This is a genomic window from Staphylococcus succinus (genome assembly GCF_029024945.1).
GTDB lineage: Bacteria > Bacillota > Bacilli > Staphylococcales > Staphylococcaceae > Staphylococcus > Staphylococcus succinus.
Genome location: NZ_CP118976.1, coordinates 1,862,374 through 1,883,879, shown reverse-complemented (window position 1 = coordinate 1,883,879; position 21,506 = coordinate 1,862,374). Strand labels below are relative to the sequence as shown.

General features: G+C 33.5%; 21 protein-coding genes. 11 read left to right on the top strand and 10 right to left on the bottom strand.

What is annotated here, in order from left to right:
* Positions 1 to 206: 206 nt before the first annotated feature.
* The 3 genes from PYW31_RS09140 to PYW31_RS09130 form a co-directional block, all read right to left on the bottom strand.
* Positions 207 to 629 carry a GNAT family N-acetyltransferase gene (locus PYW31_RS09140; protein WP_046836065.1) on the bottom strand — a complete coding sequence of 141 codons (423 nt, stop codon included), beginning with the start codon at positions 627 to 629 and terminating at the stop codon, positions 207 to 209.
* A 76-nt stretch (positions 630 to 705) separates the two neighbouring features.
* On the bottom strand, positions 706 to 1,176 hold the full coding sequence (locus tag PYW31_RS09135; RefSeq protein WP_046836066.1) for a DUF2538 family protein: 471 nt from the start codon (positions 1,174 to 1,176) through the stop codon (positions 706 to 708).
* A 22-nt stretch (positions 1,177 to 1,198) separates the two neighbouring features.
* On the bottom strand, positions 1,199 to 2,536 hold the full coding sequence (locus tag PYW31_RS09130) for an LCP family protein (RefSeq protein ID WP_046836067.1): 1,338 nt from the start codon (positions 2,534 to 2,536) through the stop codon (positions 1,199 to 1,201).
* A gap of 471 nt (positions 2,537 to 3,007) precedes the next feature.
* Between PYW31_RS09130 and PYW31_RS09125 the strand changes: the two genes are divergently transcribed.
* Complete coding sequence (locus PYW31_RS09125; protein WP_046836068.1) at positions 3,008 to 4,666, top strand: phospho-sugar mutase; 1,659 nt, start codon at positions 3,008 to 3,010, stop codon at positions 4,664 to 4,666.
* 19 nt (positions 4,667 to 4,685) lie between these two features.
* Positions 4,686 to 5,849, top strand: coding sequence for a serine hydrolase domain-containing protein (locus PYW31_RS09120; RefSeq protein ID WP_046836069.1), 1,164 nt, complete (start codon positions 4,686 to 4,688; stop codon positions 5,847 to 5,849).
* Positions 5,850 to 5,914: 65 nt separating this feature from the next.
* Here PYW31_RS09120 and rihC read toward each other — a convergent pair whose 3' ends face one another.
* From rihC to folD, 7 genes are all read right to left on the bottom strand, one after another.
* Positions 5,915 to 6,823, bottom strand: a complete 909-nt coding sequence (gene rihC, locus PYW31_RS09115) for a ribonucleoside hydrolase RihC (RefSeq protein WP_046836070.1) — start codon at positions 6,821 to 6,823, stop codon at positions 5,915 to 5,917.
* A gap of 136 nt (positions 6,824 to 6,959) precedes the next feature.
* Positions 6,960 to 7,250: a cytochrome aa3 quinol oxidase subunit IV gene (qoxD, locus tag PYW31_RS09110; RefSeq protein ID WP_046836071.1), complete on the bottom strand. Its 291-nt coding sequence runs from the start codon at positions 7,248 to 7,250 to the stop codon at positions 6,960 to 6,962.
* The gene (gene qoxC, locus PYW31_RS09105) at positions 7,247 to 7,852 is read right to left on the bottom strand and encodes a cytochrome aa3 quinol oxidase subunit III (protein WP_046836072.1); all 606 of its coding nucleotides are present in this window, start codon (positions 7,850 to 7,852) and stop codon (positions 7,247 to 7,249) included. Before qoxC ends, qoxD begins: the two co-directional genes overlap by 4 nt.
* Positions 7,842 to 9,830, bottom strand: a complete 1,989-nt coding sequence (gene qoxB, locus PYW31_RS09100) for a cytochrome aa3 quinol oxidase subunit I (RefSeq protein WP_046836073.1) — start codon at positions 9,828 to 9,830, stop codon at positions 7,842 to 7,844. Before qoxB ends, qoxC begins: the two co-directional genes overlap by 11 nt.
* Entirely contained in the window at positions 9,830 to 10,951 is a 1,122-nt protein-coding gene (gene qoxA / locus PYW31_RS09095; RefSeq protein WP_046836074.1) for a cytochrome aa3 quinol oxidase subunit II, read from the bottom strand. Before qoxA ends, qoxB begins: the two co-directional genes overlap by 1 nt.
* A gap of 270 nt (positions 10,952 to 11,221) precedes the next feature.
* A complete protein-coding gene (locus PYW31_RS09090; RefSeq protein WP_046836075.1) occupies positions 11,222 to 11,539 on the bottom strand; it encodes a DUF5011 domain-containing protein in 318 nt (105 codons plus the stop codon).
* Between the two features lie 431 nt (positions 11,540 to 11,970).
* Positions 11,971 to 12,828: a bifunctional methylenetetrahydrofolate dehydrogenase/methenyltetrahydrofolate cyclohydrolase FolD gene (gene folD, locus PYW31_RS09085; RefSeq protein ID WP_046836076.1), complete on the bottom strand. Its 858-nt coding sequence runs from the start codon at positions 12,826 to 12,828 to the stop codon at positions 11,971 to 11,973.
* Between the two features lie 205 nt (positions 12,829 to 13,033).
* Between folD and purE the strand changes: the two genes are divergently transcribed.
* Genes purE through purN form a run of 9 tightly spaced genes read left to right on the top strand, consistent with a single transcriptional unit; the run spans position 13,034 to position 21,503 of the window.
* Positions 13,034 to 13,516: a 5-(carboxyamino)imidazole ribonucleotide mutase gene (gene purE, locus PYW31_RS09080; protein ID WP_046836077.1), complete on the top strand. Its 483-nt coding sequence runs from the start codon at positions 13,034 to 13,036 to the stop codon at positions 13,514 to 13,516.
* Positions 13,503 to 14,630, top strand: coding sequence for a 5-(carboxyamino)imidazole ribonucleotide synthase (gene purK, locus PYW31_RS09075; RefSeq protein WP_046836078.1), 1,128 nt, complete (start codon positions 13,503 to 13,505; stop codon positions 14,628 to 14,630). The genes purE and purK overlap by 14 nt, the downstream gene beginning before the upstream one ends.
* Positions 14,630 to 15,331, top strand: a complete 702-nt coding sequence (gene purC / locus PYW31_RS09070; protein WP_046836079.1) for a phosphoribosylaminoimidazolesuccinocarboxamide synthase — start codon at positions 14,630 to 14,632, stop codon at positions 15,329 to 15,331. The genes purK and purC overlap by 1 nt, the downstream gene beginning before the upstream one ends.
* Positions 15,332 to 15,333: 2 nt before the next feature.
* Positions 15,334 to 15,594, top strand: coding sequence for a phosphoribosylformylglycinamidine synthase subunit PurS (gene purS, locus PYW31_RS09065; protein WP_046836080.1), 261 nt, complete (start codon positions 15,334 to 15,336; stop codon positions 15,592 to 15,594).
* Complete coding sequence (gene purQ, locus PYW31_RS09060; RefSeq protein WP_046836081.1) at positions 15,594 to 16,265, top strand: phosphoribosylformylglycinamidine synthase I; 672 nt, start codon at positions 15,594 to 15,596, stop codon at positions 16,263 to 16,265. Before purS ends, purQ begins: the two co-directional genes overlap by 1 nt.
* Complete coding sequence (purL, locus tag PYW31_RS09055) at positions 16,258 to 18,447, top strand: phosphoribosylformylglycinamidine synthase subunit PurL (RefSeq protein WP_046836082.1); 2,190 nt, start codon at positions 16,258 to 16,260, stop codon at positions 18,445 to 18,447. Before purQ ends, purL begins: the two co-directional genes overlap by 8 nt.
* Positions 18,426 to 19,913, top strand: a complete 1,488-nt coding sequence (gene purF / locus PYW31_RS09050) for an amidophosphoribosyltransferase (protein ID WP_046836083.1) — start codon at positions 18,426 to 18,428, stop codon at positions 19,911 to 19,913. The genes purL and purF overlap by 22 nt, the downstream gene beginning before the upstream one ends.
* Positions 19,906 to 20,934 carry a phosphoribosylformylglycinamidine cyclo-ligase gene (gene purM, locus PYW31_RS09045; RefSeq protein ID WP_046836084.1) on the top strand — a complete coding sequence of 343 codons (1,029 nt, stop codon included), beginning with the start codon at positions 19,906 to 19,908 and terminating at the stop codon, positions 20,932 to 20,934. The genes purF and purM overlap by 8 nt, the downstream gene beginning before the upstream one ends.
* Positions 20,935 to 20,936: 2 nt before the next feature.
* Positions 20,937 to 21,503, top strand: a complete 567-nt coding sequence (gene purN, locus PYW31_RS09040) for a phosphoribosylglycinamide formyltransferase (protein WP_046836085.1) — start codon at positions 20,937 to 20,939, stop codon at positions 21,501 to 21,503.
* Positions 21,504 to 21,506 lie beyond the last annotated feature (3 nt).

Genomic DNA, 21,506 nt, shown 5'->3' with positions numbered 1-21,506 from the left:
CCGTAATTATAATACGACTAAAGAAGGAGTGTAGTATTTTTTACCGTTTTGTAATATAAAATTAATCTTATTAAATGTCTAAATTTTTATAAAAAGTGTGTTTAAAGCGTGATAACGCCTAATTGATACCAAGTTGATTATTTTATATTTCTTCAAATATTACAGTTTATAGATGTAATTCATCTGTAAAATTACATAATATTCAATCAAATTTTTTTGATCATTGCGATATGTTCAATATTTTCCTCAAGAAATATTTCTCCAATAGTATGATAGCCTAGCGATTCATAAAAAGGACGGGCATGGTACTGGGCGTTTAACATTAAGTTACGATAGTTTTTATTAATAGCAACTTCTTCTAAAAATGACATTAGTAATTTACCTAAACCAGAGTTGCGATGCGTTTTAATAATGGCAACTCTTTCAATTTTAACGCCATCTTTATAGGGACGGAATCGTCCAGTAGCAAAGGGGATATCTTTTTTATCATATCCTACAACATGAGTAGCAATATTTTCATGTTCGTCTATTTCATTTTCTAAAGGTACGCCTTGTTCACGAACAAATACTTCCTTACGTATATTGTATGCATCTTCCATCATCTTTGGGGTTGTAGCTATTTTAAACATAATTCATTCCTCTTTTCATAGATTTTTAAGTGAAAAAAACCCTATCGAAATAATAGCGATAGGGGAAGATTTTTTATTATTGAGCTTCTTTTCTAACAATAGCAGTATACTGCCAAAAAATTCGCATTTGTGCAATATTCCAATTATTCATACCCATTGTAAACCCTGAAGGCTTAAATAAATTTACATCAGTAACTTCAAGCGCTGCAGCGATAAGGTACTGAATTGGCACACTAATTTGTTTCATTGTTTCCGTAATTCCATTTTGGTCATAAACCCATGAAAATGGGAGTTCGGATTCAAAAACATCAATTTTATCAAATATTTCTGGTAATGCAACAACATAGCAAGCTCCATCAACTACAGGATTATTATCACTATCTTTATAATAAATGCGCAGGGCTTCATAGTTTTCACGATGCTCATGGTTGACATAGAAGAATTCATTTCTAAATAGTGCCATATCTTTGCTGTGTATCAATTGTTGTTCCAAAACATTAAACATCCCATTAACATGTGCTAGTTTTTCATATGTTTTGCGTGACATATAGTGAGCTCCTCTCTACAGTTTAATATTGATTGGTTGGTACTTCACCAGTATTTTGTTGTTGATTTGGATCCATTTGTTGTTGGCTTTGACCATTATTTTGTTGATTTGGATCCATTTGCTGTTGGTTTTGTTCATTATTTTGTTGATTAGAATCATTTTGTTGTGGCATTGTTTGATCATTATTTTGTTGGTCATAATTTTGATTACTATTTTGTTGTTGATTAGAATCATTTGTGTTCATAGATGAATTATCCTGACTTTCATCAGCAGATTCATTTTCGTCATTATCTTCATCATCTGAACTATCATTTTGAGTCTTTCTAAGAAGACTACTGTCTAACTCAGTTTGTGGAATGAGTGTACCGTAAAAATCAGTGACGCGTTGATTTAGGAAATCATCTTTATCATTAATTGTAGGTAAATCTAAATCTTTTCGCAAGAGATTTGAAGTATCTTGAATGCTGTTAATATCAGGGTTGTAATAATAAACTCCGTTTAAGTAATCATCTTCACCTTTAAGTTGCTTACTTTTAATTTTAACATCATTTTGTAAATATGATGTTGCAAGAGCTTTAACTTCTTTAGAATTGAAATTGTGTTTAGAATTTTTACCAACAATACTGATGACATCATCTAATTTATTAAATGAATCTAGTTTTTGAGCCTTAGCAAATAATATTTTTATTAACTCCATTTGTCTTTGACCACGTTTTAAATCTGAATCATGGTGGCGAGTTCTAGCAACAGCTAAAGCTTCATCACCATTTAATTTTTGATAACCTTTTTTAACTTTAATTTGACCAGTATCATTTGTATTCGGTTCGCTTATGTTGTAAGGTACATCATATTTAATGCCACCTAATTCGTTAACGGCGTCTACAAATGCTTCCATATTGATTCTTACATAATAATCAACTGGAACATTTAATGTAGCTTCCACGGCGTCCATTGAAGCAGTAGGGCCACCAAAAGCATGTGCGTGTGTGATTTTGTCGTAATATCCAACTTTAGGGATATAACTAACGGTATCACGTGGAATACTTAACATTCTGATTTGGTCTTTATTTGTGTTGAATGTAGATAAAATCATAGCATCTGTTCTTGATTGTTCAGTACTTTGTCCATTTTTCTCTCGTCCGCTATTATCATCTATACCCAAAAACAAAATAGAAACTGGATCTTTAGAAGGATCTACTTTCGAATCACGGATATTAGACTGTCTTGATGAATCACTATCGTTAAATGAGTGTTCAAATGCACCTTGAGAAGATTTGAGTAAAGTGATAGCAAATATTACTGGAACAACGACAAGAAGTAAAGAAAGAAATATTAAAAAATATTTAAAAAATTTATTCATGTTTGAAGCTCCCTATGGAAATGATTTTGTACATATTACTATGTTTAAAGGATAGTTATAGTTCTTTATTAACTTTGTTAAATTATTGTAAAGAAGAAAATGTACTATAACTTATAATTTTATTACTATCATTAAAAAATATCAACTAAGAATATGCTAATTACAATTTTAAAGTAAAAGTTAATATCTACAACTTAGATGAAATATTGTTGCATCATGTTTGAAGTAATAGGGGTAATTAACTTTAGGGCATATGTTTAAAATGATTTATTTATAAACATAAGATATAATATATTTATATTATTGCTAGTGTGATATCCCATAGTTGAAGATTAATTAACAGTATGCAAAGTGGGTAAATGATAAAGCGATGGATAGTTGAATTCATTCATTACTAGATATAAAAGTGAATATATATAATTATATTTAATGCAAAAGACTTTGTAAGTATATTTAAGGAGGAACTGTTAAATGCAACAATCATGGTTAGATAAAATAGATGAAAGTTTAGTGAAATCTTTTTATGAAAAACAGAGTGAAACAGAAAGGGAAGAAGGCTTTAAAGGTACTTTGAAATTTGGTACTGCTGGTATCAGAAGTGTCTTTGGTTTAGGGCCAAGTCGGCTTAATGCATTTACTATACGTAAGGTAGCCTTAGGGTTATCACAGTATTTAAAAAATAAAATTGAAGTACCAACTGTAGTTATATATTTTGATACTAGATTTTTGTCTAAAGCATTTTCACAAGAAATGGCATCTGTACTGGCTTCAAATGGTGTAACAACTATTTTGTCAGATGATTATAAATCAACACCTGAATTATCTTTTGCGGTAAGACATTTACGTGCGGATGCAGGTGTTATGATTACTGCAAGTCATAATCCTAAGAATTATAATGGAATAAAAATATATGATGAAATGGGCGGGCAGTTACTACCTGATGAATCTGCCCAACTGAGCTCTTATATAGATAGTATAGAATCACCACTTCAAATTGAACGAGGCGATTTTGACAAACTGAAGCAAGACGAAAAAATTGTATATATCAACAGTGATTTAACAGAACAATACAAATCTAAAGTAAAAGATTTAGTAGAACGCATAGATGGTAAAGACGTGAAAGTAGTATTAACAAGTTTACATGGGACAAGTTTACCAATTGTCTCTGACATACTCACAGATATGAATTATCATAATTTTGTAATTGAAGAAGAGCAATCAACACCTGATGGTAATTTTCCAACAGTAAATAGTGCGAATCCTGAAGATGAAGCAGCTTTTGAACGAGGTTTGAAATTGGCTGAAGAAACAGATGCACAACTTATCGTAGCCACAGACCCTGATGCAGATCGGTTTGGATTTATAGAACGTTATGGGGAAAATGATTATAGATATTTTAATGGTAATGAAATAGGGTTGTTATTTACGAAACTAAGATTTCAGGATTTAGCAGACGATGGAAAGCCTTTATACATTATTAAATCAATTGTGACAAGTGAATTAGCTGAAAGATTAGCAATTGCTTTAGATATTGAGGTAAATAACGTGCTTACTGGCTTTAAATATATTTCGAACTTATTAGAACAAAAAGAAAAAGAGCAGGATAAACAATTGTTACTCGCATTTGAAGAAAGCCATGGCTATTTAGCCCAATCGATTTCAAGAGATAAAGATGCTATTCAAATGGTGCCATTACTTATTAAATATAAGAATCTATTAGCTAAAAATGGTTTGACATTTAAAGAAGAGTTGGAAGATATTTATAAAAATATTGGAAGATTTAATGATAGAACATTGGCACCCTCGTTCGAAGGTGAGAACGGGTTACAAAAAATTGATAAAATTATGAGCCAATTTAGAAATCAAAAGATTTTATCAATTTGTGGTATGGACGTTAAGCGTATCGAGGATTATGAAGAGGGGACAGTGCTAAACATCAAAGAAGGAACGACAGACACATTAGCACTCCCTCAAACTAATTTAATAAGATTTATTTTTGATTATGGATTTATAGCGCTTAGACCTTCAGGTACTGAGCCTAAAATTAAATTGTATTTTTCTTTGAATGTGGATGATATCGATACAATTATTGAACAATTTGAAGCGCATTATATTCATCATATCGAGTAACTTATTTTGAGGCATCAAGATGACAGCAAAACAATTTAAACAAGTTACACTAATTTTTGTTTTTATGGCAATCATAATAGTAAGTGGATATAAGTATTATCAATATCATAATGAAACGGAATACTTTGGCAATAATAAAAAGATTAAGCAACATAAAATAAAACCTGTATTAAAGACTGTTATAGATGATAAAAATTCTCGAATAAATGCAGTTAATCAATATTTAGAACAAACTGGATTTAATGGAACAATGGCAATATTTGAACGAGGGCAACTAAAGTTAAATAAAGGTTATGGCATAAAGGATTTTGCGAATAATGAACATAATCATGCTGACTCAATGTATTTAATTGGTTCTGCCCAAAAATTTATTACAGGACTAATGTTAAAACAATTAGAAAATGAACATAAAATAGATATAAATGAACCAGTGATGAAGTATTTGCCTTACTTTAAAACAAACCAAGTTATTACATTGAAGCAATTGATACTACATCAGAGTGGGTTACATAAATACAAAGCTAACCAACGTTTTAAGGATTTAAATGATGCAGTTCACGCAATTAAAGACAAAGGCATCGAGACTAAATTTTATAATAAATTTAGATATAATGATGCTAATTATTTGGTATTAGCCCGTGTAATTGAAGAAGTAACTGGCAAATCATATGTTAAAAGTTTTGATGAGAGAATTTCGCGTCCATTTCAACTTAATTTCACTGCGTTTTATAATGATCTAAAATTGCGTAATAAAATGGCAGTAGGATATAAAAAGGCGGCTGATAGCGAGTCACCAGTAGAACAAAGGCCACACATATTACAGCAATATTATGGTGCAGGTAATTTGTTTATGACGCCTTATGACATGGGCTATCTGATATTAAACTTGCAACAAAATCATATATTTAACCATAAAATCACGAATCCATTCATACACGAAAGTTTTACAAAACAATATCCGCAACCCTATCGCTTCGGTTTTTATGTTTTTGAAGATAAAAATAGAATCAATGGAAAATTTTTTGGACAAGTATTTACTGCTTATTTTAACCAGGATTATATTATAGTCAGCGGTTCAAACTTTGAAAATAGTAATACAAACAATGAAAGAAAAATGGAATATATCTATTATCAAATATTAGATCAAGGCGCCCCTTATAATATAGTAGGTAAGGCATATTAGCACACACTTAAATTATAAAGAAACCCACTTTTGCTATTTTAAATATAGCGAAAGTGGGTTTTCTTTTATTTGCAATACTTTAAGGATTCTATAAAGATATCTCTGAATGCATCAGGTTCTATAGATAGGACGACGGTGCAATTAGGAAAAGAACTTTTAAAATCTGTTACAGTGGCGCCTTTTGTTAGATGACCAGTCGTTTCAATTTGCACGTCTGCCTCTTGCACATGAAATTTTTCCGGATGTAACAAATATAGAACAGTATAAGCATCGTAAACGTTGATACCGTGTTCAAAATCATCACCTCTATAGTGTTTGAAGAGCTGATGTAGCATTTGACCAGTTTGGTTGAGCGATTGTAAATTATCTACAGTATTGTGACTTAAGGTAGAACTTCTAGCTACGTCAAGGCCGACCATTGTTAAGGGTAAACCAGAATTAAATACGATATGCGCTGCTTCTGGATCACAATAGATATTGTATTCTGCTAATGGCGTTACATTACCTCGTCCAGAGCTACCACCCATTAACACGATTTCCTTAATGTAATCCTTTACTTCTGGATAAGTAGATAGTAAAAGTGCAATATTTGTTAAAGGACCAATGGGGATAAGCGTAATTGGTTCACTGTGATTAAGTAATTCTGTGCGCATTGCCTCGACAGCGTGTTTAGAGGCTAAGTCTTGTTGATTCACTTCTGGAAACGGATAACCTTCCATACCTGATTCACCATGAACGACGCTAGCATCAATAATGTCTGTGAGTAATGGTTGAGATGAACCTCTATGTACAGGGACATCACTTGAAAAAAATTGCTTGAGTTTCAGTGCGTTTGCAGTAGTTTTTTCTATGCCTACATTGCCATTAACTGTAGTAATCATTCTTAAGTCAAAGTTGGGATGGTTTAGAGCAATACTAATGGCTGCAGCATCATCAATGCCTGGATCAGTGTCTATAATAATTGGTTGTTTCATAAAATGGTTATCCTCCTTCAAATAATAAAGATGTATCATACTTTATTTTACAATTTTTTGATAAAAGTGTTAAATCATTCATAAAAGGGGATTTAAACATAAAAAAAGACTTCTCCGGAGAGAAGTCTTTTTTGGATTATAAGTGACTAGAGTGTCCACCTTGCATTACCCAATACGTACCAATAACAGTAATTAAAGTAATGATAATCGCGAATATAACTTTGAAAGCTTGTACATTACCATTTTTACCTTCAGTTAAATGCATGAACATTAATAATTGAACAGCAGCTTGTATAAAAGCAAAACCGAAGATGATGGTGATTTTAGCATTTAGTGCCATAGATGTGTAAAGTGTTACAAAAATCGCTAAAATTGTCAGAACGATTGAGGCGATAAAACCTACAGTATGTTTTACAATTGTATTCATCCGCTATACACCATCCCTATCATATATACGGCAGTGAAGATGAAAATCCAAACAACATCTAAAAAGTGCCAGTATAAACTTACTATAAATAACTTAGGAGCATTGTCTTTATTTAAACCACGCATAGCAATTTGAATTAATAAACATGTAATCCAAACAATACCTAATGATACATGGGCTCCGTGAGTTCCTAATAGAATAAAGAAACTAGACCAGTAAGAACCGATTTGTGGAGTAACACCTTCTGAAACATAGTGTGCAAACTCATAAATCTCAAAGCCTACGAATACCATACCAAGTAATACAGTAAGGATCATCCATATCATCATTAACTTTTGTTTTTCTTGTCTCATATAATAAATTGCAATACCACATGTGTATGAACTAATTAATAATGCAAATGTCATTATTAAAACTAGTGGCAATTCAAATAATTCAGTAGTCATCTTACCAGCGTAATCTCCGCCGTGTTGAAGTGTTAATAATGCTGCGAATAACGTACCGAATAGTGAGAATTCAGCTGTAAGGAAAATCCAAAAGCCAAGTTTATTTAAATTACCTTCATGCGAACGTGTATCAATTGTGTTTGCATCATGACTCATGACTTACAGCCTCCCTTTCTTTTATACGTGCTTCACGTAAACGTTTTTCAGTTTCAGCTACTTCGGATGCATGGATATGATAACCATGATCTACTTCGAAACTACGGTAAACCATACAAGCAAAGATACCAATTAAACAAATAACTGCTGGAACGATAGTTTCAAAGATTAAGAAGAAGCCACCGATAGTGAATAAAATTCCCATCCAGAAACCAATAGGCGTATTGTTTGGCATGTGTATATCTGTGTAATTATGATTGTCTAAGTAATGACGACCGTGTTCCTTCATATCAACAAATGTATCATAGTCATTCCAATCTGGAGTAACAGCAAAGTTGTATTTAGGTGGCATTGCTGAAGCAGTTGACCACTCTAGAGTACGACCTAAGCCATCCCAGTTATCACCAGTTGCTTCACGTGGTGATTTGAAGAAGCTATATACAATACTTGCAACTAAGAACATGAAGCCTAATGCCATTAATAGGGCACCGATAGTAGAAATTACGTTTAGTAACCACCAACCATCTTCTGGCATGTAAGTGTATAAACGACGAGGCATACCATCTAATCCAAGTACGAATTGTGGTAAGAAACAAACGTTAAATCCGATCATGAATAACCAGAAACACCATTTATTTAAAGTCTCGTTTAACTTATGACCAGTCATCTTAGGATACCAGTAAATTAATGCGCCTAGACAGGCAAATACAACACCAGTTACTAACGTGTAGTGGAAATGTGCCACTAGGAAGTAAGTATTATGATATTGGTAGTCAGCTGCTGCCATTGCTAACATTACACCAGTTACGCCACCTAATAAGAAGTTAGGAATAAATGCTAATGCGAATAGCATCGGCGATTCAAAAGTAATTCTACCTTGATAAAGTGTGAATAACCAGTTGAATAATTTAACACCAGTCGGTATACCGATCAACATAGTTGTAATTGAGAAGAATGAGTTGATTAAAGCACCATTACCCATCGTGAAGAAATGGTGAACCCAAACTAAGAAACTTAAGAATGCAATACCAGCTGTCGCCCAAACCATACTTTGGTGACCAAAGAGTCGTTTACGAGCAAACGTCGGTATGATTTCAGAATATATACCAAATGCCGGTAAGATAACAATATATACTTCGGGGTGCCCCCATACCCAGAAGAAGTTTGCCCAAAGCATTGGCATACCACCGTTTGCAACTGTGAAGAACGCTGTATCAAATATTCTATCAGTTGTAAATAATGCTAATGTTACAGTTAAAACTGGGAAAGCCAAGATAACAATCAATGCTGTAATAAACGTTGTCATTGTAAACATTGGCATTTCCATAAATTTCATTGTAGGTGTTTTACATCTAAGTATAGTTACAAAGAAGTTAATACCAGTCATCAGTGTCCCGATACCGGAAATTTGTATTGCGATTAAGTAATAGTTAACCCCGGGTCCTGGACTGAATTCTCCTGCCAGCGGTGCATAGTTAGTCCAACCAGCTGCAGGGGAGCCTCCGACTATAAATGACAGGTTAAATAAAAGCATACCTGAGAAGAATAACCAGAAACTTACGTTATTTAATACAGGGAATGCAACATCACGTGCACCAATTTGTAAAGGTACAACGACATTCCACAAACCAAAAATGAAAGGCATTGCCATAAAGATAATCATGATAACGCCGTGTGTACTAAAGATTTCGTTATAGTGGTTAGATTCCAAGAATTTATTATCTGGAATTGTTAATTGAGCACGAAGTAATAACGCGTCAATACCACCACGAGCAAACATTAATACAGCGCAGATTAAGTACATAGCACCGATTTTTTTATGGTCGATAGATGTGAACCATTCTCTGTATAGATATTTCCATAATTTAAAATAACTAATTACTGCGATCAGGCCTATGATAGCGAATGGCGCACCAATTTGTGCCATTGTAATCATCCAGTTACCATGAACGAGCAATTGATCCCATGGAAAATTCATTAATGTCCACCTCCATTTTCATGGTCTTTTTTCTCTATTTCAGATGCTTTTTTATCTTTAGCACCTTCAGAGATTTTTTCCATTTCGTCCATATTATGTGATTCTTTGTCTTTGAATTCACTATTATATGGTTCTTTATTGCCTAGTATCATGGCTTTCATTCCATGACGCTCATAGTTAGCATTTGTAATTTGCGACTTACGTGCAGGTTGATCTGGTTTATCTAACACATCTTTAGTAATTTCTTCTTCTGTGTTAAAGTTAGGATCTTTTTGAACGTAATTGTAACGATCGTAAGCATAGAAAATATACTCAGGATCTGCTGCAGGATCAACAAATGCCATATGCGTACCACTGAAAGTTAAATTCTTGTTTTCAGTAGTTGGTAAAAGTTGCTTATCAAATGTATCTTGGTCCAATACTTTTTGACTTTGAGCATCTTTAACCCAATCTTTAAATTTGCTTTGGCTTACTGAATGAACATCAAAAGTTTGACGAGAGAACCCTTCACCATTGAAGTTAGAGTTACGTCCACGGAACGTTCCTTCTTCACTAGCAGTTAAAGTCCAGTCCATAGTCATACCTGTCATCGCATATTTCTGACCACCTAATTGCGGGATCCAGAAACTAGTCATCATATCCATAGATTGGAGTTTGAAAACAACTGGGCGATCTTTCGGAATAGTTAAATGATTAACTGTTTCGATTTTTTCATCAGGATAACTGAAGAACCACTTATAACCAGCGCTTGTCGCGTAAACAACAAGTGGGTCATCTTCTTTTGCTGGTGGTTTCTCGTATTCATAAAGTGATTTAACCGTTGGAATGGCTAAAGCGATTACGATAATCACCGGAATGATAAACCAAATTAATTCTATTAAAGAATTGTGATGCATCTTACCTGCTTCTTTAGTATTTCCAATTCGATATTTCACAAGAAATACAGAGAATAAGATAAGTACAGCGGCAATAACAACAAGCATGAAGATGATTGAATAAATAATCAAAAACTTCGAGTCACTTGCTAATGGCCCTTTTGGGTTTAAAACTTCTACATTTGAACAGCCACTAAGTAAAATTAGCGAGCCAAAGAGTAGAAGCAAAGACTTAAATTTTGACACTTTTTTGACCTCCTAATACTACAATTGTAGGGCTTACCATCAATTTTAAGATATTACGCAATATTTACAAGTGTTTATAGTAAAAAAATTATTGTAAAATTAAAACAAACCCAACAGACTCAACGTCTGACGGGCTTTTAAAGATTTGTTAAAATTATGTGTACATTTTGTGAAAAGTGACATATTTAAGTCAAAGTAGTTATTTTGGTCCAAAAATACTGATAATGCTTATCAATTAATGTTATTGAATATATGTATTTAGACAATAAATTATTTTACTTCTATATAACGTATGGATTTATCAATTGCACCACTTGAATCTTCTACTTTATATTCAACTTTATATTGACCAGGTTTATTTGTATCAATATTTCCAGCTATAGTAATTTTATCTGTTAAATCGCCATCTTCTTTATCAAAGGCACTCACGCCATTAAGTAAATTATAATCATCACCTTTTTCAATGACTGTATCTTTTATGCCTTTAAGTTCTGGAATCGAATTATCAGTTGCTTCTGCACTTAGGTTAGGTGTTACAAGCGTTGCAGATACACCTAAAGCTGATAATGATTGTAATAATTTGTTCATAACGTTAACCTCCGTATGAAAGTCATGATTTTATTTAATTTCACTATACTTTATCTACTATAGAAAAACATCATACTATAGTCTTAATATAACGTATTACTGTGAATATAAATAAAACATTCAGTAAAAAATAAGTAAATTGTGAGTTGAAATATAATTTAGAGGGATTAAAGTTTTTAAAATGTCTAACAGTGGATAGGGCGTACTACATAAAGAAGTTAAAAAAGCTGGAATTTTTGTACTTATATTGTGACGAAAAAATTTATAAATATCACATTATAATAGTAGTAAGAGGAATATAATAGTGGTTAATTAAAATTTAATTGTATGATACGAAAATAACTTTCAATATTAAATGTAATGTTGATTAATAGTAAGAAAGAAAAAAAGAACTTGGTATAAGAGCCAAGTTCTTTTTATTAAATACTATTTTATTCGATGCCTCTGCGTAATTTTTCAGCAATTAGTGTATTATTTAATACCATAGTTATTGTCATTGGGCCAACGCCACCTGGAACTGGTGTGATTGCACCTGCAACTTCTTTAACTTCATCGTATTCAATATCACCTTTTAACTTGCCATTTTCATCAGGAGTATTACCCACATCAATGACAATGGCACCTTCTTTGACATCATTTTTTGTAACTAATCCTGGACGACCTACAGCACTTACGATAATATCAGCATTTTTTAAATGACTGTGCATATCTTTAGATCTTGAGTGAAGGATTGTAACTGATGCATTTTTTTGTAGTAATAATTTAGACACTGGTTGACCAACGATATGGCTACGTCCAATAATCACTGCATCTTTTCCTTCTAATTCGATATCAGCATGGTTTAATAATTCCATAATGCCTAGTGGTGTACATGGTACAAATGTTTGTTGATCAATATAAAGTTTACCAATATTTTCAGGGTGGAAACCATCAACGTCTTTAGCAGGATTAATAGCTTCTAAAACTTTTTGTTCACTTACTTGTTTAGGTAAAGGTACTTGTACAAGAATACCACTTACACTTTCATCTTCATTTAAACGTTTAAGTTCATTAAGAACTTCTTCTTCAGATGTTGTTTCATCTAAATGAACAATTTCAGAAATCATGCCAATTTTTTCTGCAGCTTTCTTCTTAGAATTTACATAACTTTGACTTGCACCATTATTCCCAACAAGAATAACTGATAGTTTAGGTGTATATCCTTTTGATTGTAAAGCTTCAACTTGATCTTTAAGACCCTGTCTGTAATCTTTTGCGATTTGTTTTCCGTCTAAAATTTTTGCGACCATGAAAAATATCCTCCTAAAATGTATGAACTTTACTTAACTTTAACATAAATTGAACGATAAATATCAACCAAAAGACGTAGATTGGAACTTTTTTTTGCTATATAGTTCGATTTTTGATTGAAAAAGCGTTGTTTAGTTGTTATGCTATATTTGTAATATACAACTAATAGTAGTAACATTTCAAATTTCTGAAAGGGTGTTCAATTTGAAAGTGGTAGTTATAATGGGGAGTTCCTCTGACTGGGATACGATGAAAGAAAGTTGCCTAATGTTAGAACAATTTGAAATTCCGTATGATAAAAAGGTTGTTTCAGCACATCGTACACCACAATTGATGTTTGAATTTTCAAATGAAGCAAGAGCAAATGGATATGACGTAATTATTGCTGGAGCAGGTGGTGCAGCTCACTTACCAGGCATGGTTGCATCAATGACAACTTTACCTGTCATTGGCGTACCTATAGAGTCTAAAAGTTTAAAAGGTTTAGATTCGTTATTATCTATTGTACAAATGCCGGGGGGAATCCCTGTAGCGACGACAGCGATAGGAAAAGCTGGTGCTAAAAACGCAGGTATACTTGCTGCGAGAATATTAAGTATCGGTAATAAAGCAATCCAAAAGAATTTGGAAAATTATGAAAAATCGCTAGTTGAGAAAGTGAGTGAAATGCAACATGAGCTTCAGTAAATTAAAATTCGGCTCAACGATTGGCATTATCGGCGGAGGACAGTTAGGTAAGATGATGGCTCAATCTGCACAAAAAATGGGTTATAAAGTCATTGTGCTTGATCCTGATAATGCTTGTCCTTGCCAACACGTGGCACATGAATTTATTCATGCAAATTACGATGATCTAGAGGCTTTAAATCAACTTGGTGAAGCATCAGATGTTATCACTTATGAATTTGAAAATATCTCATCTAAACAATTACAGTCACTTGTTTCACAATATAATATCCCTCAAGGATATGAAGCAATTCAAACACTTCAAGATCGATTGATAGAAAAGCAATCATTGCAAAAAGCACAAACGCAAATTGCGAATTTTATTCAATTAACTGAGCCTAAAGATTTATCTATAGCAATAGAACAAATCGGTTATCCATTTATCGTTAAAACTAGATTTGGAGGTTATGACGGTAAAGGACAAATATTGGTTAAAGATCAATCTTATTTGGATGAAGCAGAAGTACTTATTTCGAAACAAGAATGTGTTGCTGAACAATTTTTAGATTTACACAAAGAAGTTTCATTAACGGTTACAATTGGCAAAGATAATCAAATAACGTATTTTCCATTACAAGAAAATGAACATCAAAATCAAATACTTTTTAAAACAATAGTGCCTGCACGAACAGATAAAGAGCAAGAAGCACGAAGTGAAGTCAAAAAAATTATAGAGCACATTCATTTTGTAGGTACCTTTACGGTTGAATTCTTTATAGATACCCAAAATAATTTATATGTAAATGAAATTGCACCAAGACCTCATAATTCAGGTCATTATTCTATTGAAGCTTGTGACTATTCACAATTTGATACACATATACTTGCAATTACTGGTCAAAAACTGCCGGAGAGGATTCAACTACTGAAACCTTCTATAATGATGAATTTACTAGGTAGAGATTTAGATATATTAGAAGACCAATTCAGTAATCATCCAGAATGGCATGTGCATATTTATGGTAAAAACGTACGGAAACCAGATAGAAAAATGGGTCATTTAACAGTTTTGACTGATGATATTAATGAAACAGAACAATTGCTGTTAAACAAATTTGAAGGGAGACATAACTAATGTCCTTGTTATATGAAGGAAAAGCTAAAAGAATTTTCTCAACTGGAGAAACTGATGTATTACGTGTCGAATATAAAGATGAAGTAACAGCTGGTAATGGTGCAAAGAAAGATTTTATTGAAGGTAAAGGTCGTTTAAATAACCAAATTACATCAAGAATTTTTAATTTCATCAAATCTCAAGGCGTTGATAGCCATTTCATTGAACAAACATCGGAAACAGAACAGTTGGTGAAGTCAGTAGACATTATTCCTTTAGAAGTTGTGGTACGTAACATAGCAGCAGGCTCTATTACTAAAAGATTAGGTTTTGAAAAAGGACATGAATTTGAAGCACCACTTGTTGAATTTTTCTATAAAAATGATGACTTAAATGACCCTTTAATTACGGATGATCACATTAAGCTCTTGCACTTAGCTAATGATGAAGATATTGCCACTTTAAAAGAATCCGCAAAAGAAATAAATACTATATTAGTTGAATTAATGGACAAAATGGAACTTAGATTAGTAGATTTTAAAATTGAATTTGGCCGTACAACAGATGGTCAAATTATATTAGCTGATGAAATATCACCTGATACGTGTCGCATATGGGATAAACACAGTGATACAAACTTTGACAAAGACGTGTATCGCGAAGACACAGGATCGATTATTGAAACTTATCAAACTTTCTTAAATAAACTGGAGGCACTATAAAAATGAAAACAATCGAATTACACATCACATTACAAACGCAAGTATTAGATACACAAGGTCAAGCTTTAAATCGCGCAGTACATGATTTAGGTTACACGCAAGTGAATGATATCCGTGTAGGTAAAGTTTTATATATGACTATAGATGAAGCGACTGACGAAGCTGTACACAATGTGATTACAACACTAAGTGAAAAACTATTTGCTAATACAGTAATTGAAGAATATAGTTATAAAGTTTTGGAAGAAGGAGAGAAAGCCTAATGAAATTTGCAGTGCTGAAATTTCCAGGATCAAACTGTGATCGTGATATGTATAATGCGGCAATAAAATCTGGTGTACAAGCTGAATATGTCGATTATCGAAATACGTCATTAGAAGGTTTTGATGGTGTATTAATACCAGGAGGCTTCTCGTTTGGAGATTATTTAAGATCAGGTGCTATGGCAAGTGTCGCTCCTATTATTAATGAAGTCAAACGTTTGGCAGATGAAGGCAAACCAGTGTTAGGCGTATGTAATGGATTCCAAATATTAACAGAAATCGGACTTTTACCTGGAGCATTATTACACAATGATTCACATTTGTTTGTAAGTAGAAATGAAACATTAAAAGTAGTAAATAATACAACGCCATATACAAATTTATATGCTGATAACGAAGAAGTTATATATCCAGTTGCACATGGTGAAGGTCATTATTATTGTACTCCAGAGATATATAAAGATTTAGAAGCAAATAACCAAATTATATTAAAATATATTGACAATCCTAATGGTTCTTATAGTGATATTGCCGGTATTGTTAATGAAAAAGGCAACGTATGCGGCATGATGCCGCATCCAGAGCGTGCGATTGAATCTATACTGGGGACTGATAGTGGTGTGAAGTTATTTGAAGCAATGGTAAATAGTTGGAGGGAACAAAATGTCTAAGTTTATTGAACCAAGTGCAGAAGAAATCAAATTAGAACAATTATATAAAGATATGGGATTAAGCGACAAAGAGTACGACAAAGTTTGTGAAATTTTAGGGCGTGAACCTAATTTTACTGAGATAGGTATTTTTTCTGTAATGTGGAGTGAACATTGTTCTTATAAACACTCTAAACCATTTTTAACACAATTTCCTACTTCGGGTGAACACGTATTAATGGGACCTGGTGAAGGTGCCGGTGTTGTTGATATTGGTGATAACCAAGCTGTTGTGTTCAAAGTAGAATCACATAATCACCCATCAGCCGTTGAACCGTATCAAGGTGCTGCTACAGGTGTAGGTGGCATTATTAGAGATATTGTTTCTATAGGTGCAAGACCAATTAATTTATTAAATAGTTTACGTTTTGGTGAATTAACTGAAAAACAAAACCGTCGTTTATTACGTGGCGTTGTTGCAGGTATTGGTGGATACGGTAACTGTATTGGTATTCCTACAACTGCAGGTGAAATCGAGTTTGATGATAGATATGAAGGAAACCCTCTAGTCAATGCAATGTGTGTAGGTATTATTGATCATGATATGGTTCAAAAAGGTACTGCTAAAGGTGTTGGAAACTCAGTAATTTATGTAGGGTTGAAAACTGGTCGTGATGGTATTCACGGTGCAACATTTGCCTCAGAAGAATTGAGTGAAGATAGTGAAAGTAAACGTCCGTCAGTACAAATTGGAGATCCATTTGTAGGTAAGAAATTGATGGAAGCAACGCTTGAAGCAATCACGTTTGATCACCTAGTTGGAATTCAAGATATGGGTGCTGCAGGGTTAACTTCATCATCTTCAGAAATGGCAGCTAAAGGTGGCAGTGGTTTACATCTTCAATTAGAAAAAGTCCCAACAAGAGAACAAGGGATTTCACCTTATGAAATGATGCTATCTGAAACACAAGAGCGTATGTTACTAGTAGTTGAAAAAGGTGAAGAAGATAAATTCTTAGAATTATTCGAAAAACACGAATTAGATACAGCTGTTATTGGGGAAGTTACAGATACGGATAGATTTGTCCTCACTTACGAAGGTGAAGTATTTGCAGATATTCCAGTCCAACCGTTATCTGATGAGGCGCCTGTATATGTATTAGAAGGTGAAGCCCCAGAATATAATAACAATAAAAATGACTATAGTAATATAGATGTGGATAATGTATTTGAAACATTATTACAACATCCTACCATTGCATCAAAACGCTATTTATATGAGCAATATGATCAGCAAGTTGGCGCTAATACCATTGTAAAACCAGGTTTACAATCTTCAGTTGTGCGTGTAGAAGGTACAAATAAAGCTATAGCATCAACAATTGATGGTGAAGCTCGTTATGTGTTCAACAATCCTTATGAAGGTGGAAAAATGGTAGTTGCTGAAGCATACCGTAATTTGATTTCTGTCGGTGCAACACCATTAGCTATGACAGACTGCTTAAACTACGGATCACCTGAGAAAAAAGAAATTTATCAACAATTAGCCGATTCAACTAAAGGCATGTCAGAAGCTTGTGAAATCTTAAATACACCAGTTGTTTCAGGGAATGTTTCACTTTATAACGAAACACGTGAAACTTCAATCTTCCCAACACCAGTAGTTGGTATGGTTGGTTTAATAGATGACATTCAATTTTTAAATGATTTTAATCTTAAAGTCAACGATACATTATATATTGTTGGTGAAACGAAAGATGATTTTGGTGGTAGCCAAATTGAGAAACTACTTTATAACGAAGTAAACCATGAGTTTGAAACAATTGATTTGTCTGACGAAGTACGTAAAGGTGAAGCAATCAAAAATGTCATCCGTGAAGGTCTCGCTTCTCATGTACAAACTGTTGGTAAAGGCGGATTGTTAATTACATTAGCACGTATGAGTGCACATTACGGATTAGGTATGGATGTAAAAGTAAATGTGAGTAATGAACAACTATTTAGTGAAACACAAGGCCGTTATATTGTAGCTGTCAAAGAAGGTCAATCATTATCATTAGATGATGCTGTCGAAATTGGGAAAATTACAGAAGATGGACAATTCTCTGTGTCTAATAATAATGTGCAAGTGAAACGTGAAGTTACAAATCTGAATGAATTATGGGAAGGAGCTATTCCTAAATGTATGACATCAGTGGATTAAATGAAGAATGCGGTGTGTTCGGAATATGGAACCATCACGAAGCAGCACAGTTAACGTATATGGGTTTACACAGTTTACAACATCGTGGCCAAGAAGGTGCTGGTATCGTTTGTTCAAATGGTGAAGCACTTGTGGGTGAGCGTGGTTTAGGACTATTAACTGAAGCAATTTCAGATATTCAACTTGAATCATTTAAGCCCTATCAACATGCTATTGGACATGTGCGTTATGCTACGTCAGGTAATAAAGGTATAGAAAATATCCAACCATTTTTATACCATTTTTATGATATGAGTGTTGCAGTTTGTCACAACGGTAATCTTATCAATGCGCAAAGCTTGAGAAGATCATTAGAACACCAAGGATCCATCTTCCATTCTTCATCAGACACAGAAGTTATTATGCACTTAATTCGTAGAAGTAAAGCACCAACCTTTGAAGCTGCATTACAAGAAAGTTTAAGAAAGATTAAAGGTGGTTTCACATTTGCTTTATTAACGAAAGATGCACTGTATGGTGCAGTTGATCCAAATGCCATTAGACCATTAGTTGTAGGAAAAATGAAAACGGGTTCTTATATTCTCGCAAGTGAAACATGTGCGATTGATGTACTAGGTGCTGAATTTGTACGAGATGTCCATGCAGGCGAATATGTAGTAATCAATGATGATGGTATTAGAGTTGAATCTTATACGAGACATACAACTACTGCAATCTCAGCAATGGAATATATTTATTTTGCAAGGCCAGACTCTACGATTGCCGGTAAAAATGTACATGCTGTACGAAAACAGTCTGGTAAACAATTAGCACAAGAAAGTCCAGCAGAAACGGCAGATATGGTCATTGGTGTGCCTAATTCATCGCTCTCTGCAGCGTCTGGTTATGCTGAGGAAAGTGGCTTACCATATGAAATGGGGCTTGTTAAAAACCAGTATGTTGCAAGGACATTTATTCAACCTACACAAGAACTAAGAGAACAAGGTGTTAGAGTTAAATTATCCGCTGTGAAAGATATCGTTCATAATAAGAACATTGTACTTGTAGACGATTCTATAGTTAGAGGTACTACAAGTAGAAGAATTGTACAAATGTTAAAAGACGCTGGAGCTAATGAAGTTCATGTTCGTATTGCTTCACCAGAATTTATGTTCCCTAGTTTCTATGGTATTGATGTATCTACGACAGCTGAATTAATATCTGCTAATAAATCACCTGAAGAAATTAGAGACCATATTGGCGCTGATTCATTATCCTATTTATCAGTCGATGGACTTATTGATTCCATTGGTCTTGATGAAGACGTACCATATAGTGGTTTGTGTGTTGAAAGTTTTACAGGGGATTATCCTGCTGGCTTATATGATTATGAATCAGATTATATTGAGCATTTAAGCGAAAGACAAAAAGAATACTTAAATAATAATAAACAATACTTTGATAAAGAGGGTAATTTAAATGTCTAAAGCATACCAACAAGCAGGTGTCGATATTAATGCAGGTTACGAAGCGGTAGAACGTATGTCTAGTCACGTTAAACGAACAATGCGTAAAGAAGTTCTTGGTGGGCTAGGTGGTTTTGGGGCTACATTTGACCTATCACAATTAAATATGAAAGCACCATTACTTGTTTCTGGTACTGATGGTGTTGGTACAAAATTAAAATTAGCTATTGATCATAATAAACACGACACAATTGGTGTAGATGCAGTTGCAATGTGTGTAAATGACATTTTAACAACAGGTGCAGAGCCACTTTATTTCTTAGATTACATCGCAACTCATAAAGTTGTGCCTGAAGTCATTGAACAGATTGTTAAAGGTGTAAGTGATGGTTGTGAAGAAACAAATACTGCGCTTATTGGTGGAGAGACTGCTGAAATGGGTGAAATGTATCATGAAGGCGAATATGATTTAGCTGGATTTGCAGTTGGTGCTGTTGAAAAAGAAGCATATATAGATGGCACATCAGTTAAACCAGGTCAAATCATCATCGGACTTGAATCAAGTGGAGTACATTCCAATGGTTATAGTTTAGTTAGAAATTTAATTGAAAAATCTGGTGTTAACTTAGATGACACTTTTGATAGTAATCGCACATATTTAGACACATTCTTAGAACCTACACGTTTATACGTTAAACCTGTACTTGCTGTTAAAGAAGCGGTTCAAATACATGCTATGACACATATTACAGGTGGCGGATTCTATGAAAATATTCCTCGAGCATTACCTGAGGGTGTAACAGCAAAAATAGATGTAACACAGTTTCCTACTCCAAAAATATTTGATTGGTTACAAACACAGGGCGAAATTTCAACAAATGAAATGTACAACGTGTTTAACATGGGTATCGGATTTACTTTGGTCATTGATAAAGAAAACGAACAGCAAGCATTAGATATATTAAACGAGCAACAGGTTAAAGCTTATAAAATTGGTGAAATTGCTAAAGGTGATGACCCAATTCAATTATCGGGGGTATAAAAGTGACCAAAATAGCTATTTTTGCGTCTGGTTCAGGTAGTAATTTTGAAAGTATAATGACACAAATAGAACAAGGTCAGTTACCTCATATTGAAGTGACTGCTTTATATACAGACCAAGTTAGTGCATATTGTATAGAACGTGCGAGAAAATATAATTTGGATGTGCATATCAACGAATTGAAAAATTTTGATTCAAAAGCAGACTATGAACGAAAAATCATAGAATGGTTAACAGCGGAAAAGGTGGAATGGATAGTCTTAGCAGGGTACATGAAGCTGATAGGTGAAAATATATTAAGAGCATATGATAAACGTATTCTTAATATTCATCCATCTTTATTGCCGAAATATAAAGGTAAAGATGCAGTTGGTCAAGCTTTTGAAAGCGGAGATACAATCACTGGTTCAACAGTACATTATGTAGATAGTGGGATGGACACAGGAGAGATTATCGAACAGCGTACATGTAACATATATCCAGATGATACTAAAGAACAACTTGAAGAAAGAATTAAAGCATTAGAACATACTTTATATCCAGAAGTCATTTCAAAAATCATTCAATAAGAG

Bases quoted from the DNA above. Each gene is read 5' to 3' on its own strand.
- qoxC (WP_046836072.1), bottom strand. From the start codon at position 7,852: ATGAGTCATGATGCAAACACAATTGATACACGTTCGCATGAAGGTAAT.
- purL (WP_046836082.1), top strand. From the start codon at position 16,258: ATGTCTAAGTTTATTGAACCAAGTGCAGAAGAAATCAAATTAGAACAA.
- folD (WP_046836076.1), bottom strand. From the start codon at position 12,828: ATGGTCGCAAAAATTTTAGACGGAAAACAAATCGCAAAAGATTACAGA.
- PYW31_RS09120 (WP_046836069.1), top strand. From the start codon at position 4,686: ATGACAGCAAAACAATTTAAACAAGTTACACTAATTTTTGTTTTTATG.
- purS (WP_046836080.1), top strand. From the start codon at position 15,334: ATGAAAACAATCGAATTACACATCACATTACAAACGCAAGTATTAGAT.
- qoxD (WP_046836071.1), bottom strand. From the start codon at position 7,250: ATGAATACAATTGTAAAACATACTGTAGGTTTTATCGCCTCAATCGTT.
- PYW31_RS09130 (WP_046836067.1), bottom strand. From the start codon at position 2,536: ATGAATAAATTTTTTAAATATTTTTTAATATTTCTTTCTTTACTTCTT.
- PYW31_RS09140 (WP_046836065.1), bottom strand. From the start codon at position 629: ATGTTTAAAATAGCTACAACCCCAAAGATGATGGAAGATGCATACAAT.
- purQ (WP_046836081.1), top strand. From the start codon at position 15,594: ATGAAATTTGCAGTGCTGAAATTTCCAGGATCAAACTGTGATCGTGAT.
- PYW31_RS09135 (WP_046836066.1), bottom strand. From the start codon at position 1,176: ATGTCACGCAAAACATATGAAAAACTAGCACATGTTAATGGGATGTTT.
- purF (WP_046836083.1), top strand. From the start codon at position 18,426: ATGTATGACATCAGTGGATTAAATGAAGAATGCGGTGTGTTCGGAATA.
- purC (WP_046836079.1), top strand. From the start codon at position 14,630: ATGTCCTTGTTATATGAAGGAAAAGCTAAAAGAATTTTCTCAACTGGA.
- rihC (WP_046836070.1), bottom strand. From the start codon at position 6,823: ATGAAACAACCAATTATTATAGACACTGATCCAGGCATTGATGATGCT.
- qoxB (WP_046836073.1), bottom strand. From the start codon at position 9,830: ATGAATTTTCCATGGGATCAATTGCTCGTTCATGGTAACTGGATGATT.
- purK (WP_046836078.1), top strand. From the start codon at position 13,503: ATGAGCTTCAGTAAATTAAAATTCGGCTCAACGATTGGCATTATCGGC.
- purM (WP_046836084.1), top strand. From the start codon at position 19,906: ATGTCTAAAGCATACCAACAAGCAGGTGTCGATATTAATGCAGGTTAC.
- PYW31_RS09125 (WP_046836068.1), top strand. From the start codon at position 3,008: ATGCAACAATCATGGTTAGATAAAATAGATGAAAGTTTAGTGAAATCT.
- PYW31_RS09090 (WP_046836075.1), bottom strand. From the start codon at position 11,539: ATGAACAAATTATTACAATCATTATCAGCTTTAGGTGTATCTGCAACG.